The sequence below is a fragment of the Pseudomonas sp. genome, from assembly GCF_050739655.1.
Lineage (GTDB): Bacteria > Pseudomonadota > Gammaproteobacteria > Pseudomonadales > Pseudomonadaceae > Aquipseudomonas.
In genome coordinates, this window is sequence record NZ_JBOIBY010000650.1 from 1 (window position 1) to 4,014 (window position 4,014).

Annotated in this window: 5 protein-coding genes; 4 read left to right on the plus strand and 1 reads right to left on the minus strand. The window is 58.3% G+C overall.

The features are described from left to right. Positions 1–272: 272 nt before the first annotated feature. Positions 273–602 (minus strand): hypothetical protein, encoded by a 330-nt coding sequence (locus ACRESJ_RS31070; RefSeq protein ID WP_431761322.1) that lies wholly within the window; start codon positions 600–602, stop codon positions 273–275. A gap of 203 nt (positions 603–805) precedes the next feature. Here ACRESJ_RS31070 and ACRESJ_RS31075 point away from each other — a divergent pair, with 203 nt between their 5' ends. The 4 genes from ACRESJ_RS31075 to ACRESJ_RS31090 all read left to right on the plus strand — a co-directional run bounded on the left by ACRESJ_RS31075 (position 806) and on the right by ACRESJ_RS31090 (position 3,972). Continuing rightward, complete coding sequence (locus ACRESJ_RS31075; RefSeq protein WP_431761318.1) at positions 806–1,207, plus strand: hypothetical protein; 402 nt, start codon at positions 806–808, stop codon at positions 1,205–1,207. Positions 1,208–1,446: 239 nt separating this feature from the next. Further along, on the plus strand, positions 1,447–1,737 hold the full coding sequence (locus ACRESJ_RS31080; protein WP_431761319.1) for a DUF3303 domain-containing protein: 291 nt from the start codon (positions 1,447–1,449) through the stop codon (positions 1,735–1,737). Positions 1,738–1,967: 230 nt separating this feature from the next. Beyond that, positions 1,968–3,251, plus strand: a complete 1,284-nt coding sequence (locus ACRESJ_RS31085) for an OmpP1/FadL family transporter (protein ID WP_431761320.1) — start codon at positions 1,968–1,970, stop codon at positions 3,249–3,251. A 46-nt stretch (positions 3,252–3,297) separates the two neighbouring features. Beyond that, a complete protein-coding gene (locus tag ACRESJ_RS31090) occupies positions 3,298–3,972 on the plus strand; it encodes a DUF3313 domain-containing protein (RefSeq protein WP_431761321.1) in 675 nt (224 codons plus the stop codon). Positions 3,973–4,014: the final 42 nt, after the last annotated feature.

Sequence of the window (4,014 nt, forward strand, 5' to 3'; positions counted from 1 at the left end):
GAGTGGAGGCGTTCATCCGGGGGGTAGGCGCGCAGCGCCGGGCGGCGCAGCCGCACACATCGAGTGGAGGTGCAGCGCAGCAAACCGGAGGCGATGCCCCCGGATGAATGCCGGAGCGAGGGAACCTCGAGCTTTAGCGAGGGGCCGTACGAAAGGGGCGAGACCTTTTGGTTCCTTTTGGGGCGTTTGCCAAAAGGGACTCGCTGTAAAAGCGAAACCATAAGCCGCCGTTACCGCAGCAATGGATATGTACACAATCAAAAATCCCACCATCACTTGCGAGCCAACTTATACCTCAAACAATCCTCATAAAAACTCTGCCGAACCGCCGCTGGCTTCATCCGTGTCGGACTGTCGTAGGTTTGTTCAGTAATGCCCATTGCCGTCATCCGCATCCAGGGCTTTGTAAACTTGTACGCCTGGATTTTCTGTCGCGCCGCATACAGCGAAACCCCGGACAACTTCAGCTCCTGCGCTCTGGCCGCGGTACCCGCCCCCCAACTGCACATATAGGTGTCACCGGACTTCAGGTCCCTGGCCTGGGCAGAAACTGCGAGCCCTGCAACGCTGAACGAGATCAGAGCGACCCACACATTGCGCATGTTCATTCCACCTAACCGTTTGAAAATGCGGCGATTCTGGCGACTGGCGAGCAACATGGGGGCCAGCATAGTGCCTTACCTTCAACTGACCGATCTTTGTTATTGAACAAAAGTCATTTTCTTAAATCGGGACCCACATTCGATCTCCTTCACTGAAAAAACCCTATGGGCAAATTCAAACACAGCGCTCTATGATTGATCCCATGAACACCTCTGCTCCGATTCGCCAACCCTGCCCGCCCGGTGCCTGCGATTGCGGGCGTGACCCGCTTCTGGAAACGCCGGGGGCGGACGTGCGTATCCTGTTTCTGACCCGCACGGAAGAAAAGCGCCTGATCGAGCGCCTGGAAAACCTCTCAAGCCTCCAGGACCTGGAGCACCTGCAACGTCGGATGTTCGAGCAGTTGGGTATCCGCGTCGACATCGTCCCCAGCTTCAACGAGGTGCGGACCATGCGGGGCATCGGCATCTACGTTGATGAGTTGCCGGGGCTGTGCCGCAAGACCCGCGCATCAATCCCGGCCGCGATCCGCCGCGCCATGGAAAAGCGCCCGGAAATCGCCTACCAGGTGCTCAACGCCAATGACCTGCTGCGGGATGCTTGATGAACCCGATGCTGGTCAAACTTTCCATGTTTCCTTGGTGAAACAGTCTCAGCCGCTGAGCGGGAAAACACGCCGATAGAGGATCAACGGTCGTACGCGAAGTGCGCGGCGCTGCTATGCCTTCCCTTGAGAGATAGCGTTGCAAACCAGTCAGGACGAATCTGGAAACCCCATCGCAGCCACGGTCCCGGCGCCAGCCAGGCCTGCGTAAACACAGGTGCCAATGCAGGAGGTGGCCGATGTTATTCATCGTCAGCTGGACGATCAGCCCGGACAACCGTGATGCAGCGATCGCACGTTTTCTCAAGACCGGTGGCGCTGCACCGGAGGGCGTCAAGATGCTGGGACGCTGGCATGCCGTAGGCAGCTCAGCCGGTTTTGGCATTGCCGAGGCCAATGATCTGGTGCCGATTCAAAAATGGGTGCTGCAGTGGAACGACCTGATGAGCATGGACGTCCACGCGGCATTGACCGACGAGCAAATAGCGCCGCTATTGGCAACCGCTGCCGCAGCCGCTGCCGGCCAATAACCGCACGAGAGGCGGCGATCTTTTACCTTTCAAAAGCAAGATCAAAAGATCGCAGCCTGCGGCGGCTCCTACACAAGAATGGGTTAACTCACTTTCTGTAGGAGCTGTCGAGTGCAACGAGACTGCGATCTTTTGACTTTCAAAAGCAAGATTACTGGCGATTTTCCAATTCAAACCTACTCTTTTCGCTCAGAGGCCATACATTTAAAGCATCGTCGGGGGACTGCTTCATGGGGATCAATGCCGCGCCGTTGAAAACAACTGCCCTGCCCGCATTTACCCTGCTTGCTCTGTGCTGCCAGAACGCTTTCGCTGGCGGCATCATGCTCTATGAAGTCGGCACCGATAACGTCGGCCTCGCCAACGCAGGTGCCGCGGCAAGAGCCCAAGGTCCTTCGACCATCGCCAGCAATCCGGCCGGCATGAGTTTCCTGCCGGGCACTCAAATCACCGGCGGCTTGCAGGTGCTTTACGGCGACATCAAGTTCAATCGCGACGACGATACCAATGTGCCCGGCAGTGGCAGTGGCAACGCGCTGGAACCGATGCCCGGCGCGAGCTTTTTCGTCAGTCATGAGCTGGACGAGCACTGGAGCGTGGGCTTTGGCAACTACGGTGACTTCGGTCTGGCCGTCAATTACGACAACGATTGGTCCGGGCGCTACTTTGCGCAGAATGCCAGCCTGCTGGGCCTGTCATTCGTGCCAAGCGTGGCCTATCGCTTCAATGATCAATGGTCGGTGGGTGTCGGCGTGAAAGCCATGTACGGCATGCTGCAGGCGCAGACCGCCATCGACCGCTCGCCATTCGGCCTCACCAACCGCAACGACGGCCAGTTCAAGTACAAGGACAACGACTGGGGCTTTGGCGCCAACGTAGGGGTGATCTACGCCCCGCAACCCGGCACGCGCATTGGGCTGACCTACACCAGTAAAGTCGACCTGGAGTTCGAGGATGGGCTGGATGTCCATGGCGATGGCCCGTTGCTGCAACGCCTGAACGGCACCACGACCAAACTCGACATGACGGTGCCGCAGACCGTCACCCTGAGCCTGTTCCAGCAGCTTGACCCGCAGTGGGCGCTGCTCGCCTCGCTCAACTGGCAGGACTGGTCAGAGTTCGGCGAGATCGCGGCCCAGGTCGACACCACGGCCATCGACGCCATTTCCACCACGGTCGATGCCCACTTCAAGGACACCTGGCACCTGTCGCTGGGCGGGCAATACCAGGCCACGCGGCAACTGCTGTGGAACTTCGGCGTGGCGTATGACAGCAGCGCCGTGTCCGATAGCCGTCGCTCCGTCACCATCCCCATGGCCGAATCCTGGCGCTTCGCTACAGGCGCTACCTATGCGCTGAACGAGGTCACCGATCTCAACGTCAGTTGGGCCATGATCTGGATGGGTGACATGGAGGTGGACCAGACCAAAAACCTGTCAGGCAATCGCATTTCCGGCCAATTCGACAATGCCTGGATTCAAACCGTGACCGGCAACATGACCTGGCGTTTCTGATGTCCTGCGAATACATAACGACTTTACCCAAGGAGCACACCGCACTATGAACCTGTCCAGTAACTTGCTGATCAGCGTCGCACTCACCGGGCTTCTGCTCGGTGGTTGTACCTCCAAAGTCACCGAGAAGGAGCAGTACTCCGGCTACCTTTCCAACTACAACAACCTGCAGGAAGTCAATACGCCAAGCGGTGGTACCGCGATGCGCTGGGTGAGCCCGTCGTGGAATCCCAATGCATATGACACGGTGGCCTTCACCCGCCTTGAACTGTATCCGGCACCCAAGCCTAATGAGCAGGTCAACAAGCAGACCCTCAACGACATCCAAACCTACATGACCAACAAGGCCAAGGCCACGCTGGGTCAGAAGTATCGGGTAGTCAACAGTCCAAGCGCGGCGCCGGCCGGCTCGAAAACCCTGGTCATGCGCGCAGCCATCACCGGCGTGAGCGCCTCCAACAAAGGCATGCAATGGTATGAAGTGGTGCCTATCGCCGCCATCGTGGGCGGTGTTTCCGCCGCGACCGGCCACAGGGATCAGGACACCGAGCTGTACATCGAGGCTGAGTTCATCGACGCGAAAAACAACCAGACCGTGGCCAAGGTCGTGCGTAAGGTGTTCGGTAAGGAGCTCGAAAACGACAGCCAGAAAGTCACCGCGCAGGACTTCAAGGCGGCGATCGATAAAATGGGCACTGACTTCCAGGCGTTCGTCAAATAACGGATTCACTGTGTAGGAGCTGCCGCAGGCTGCGATCTTTTG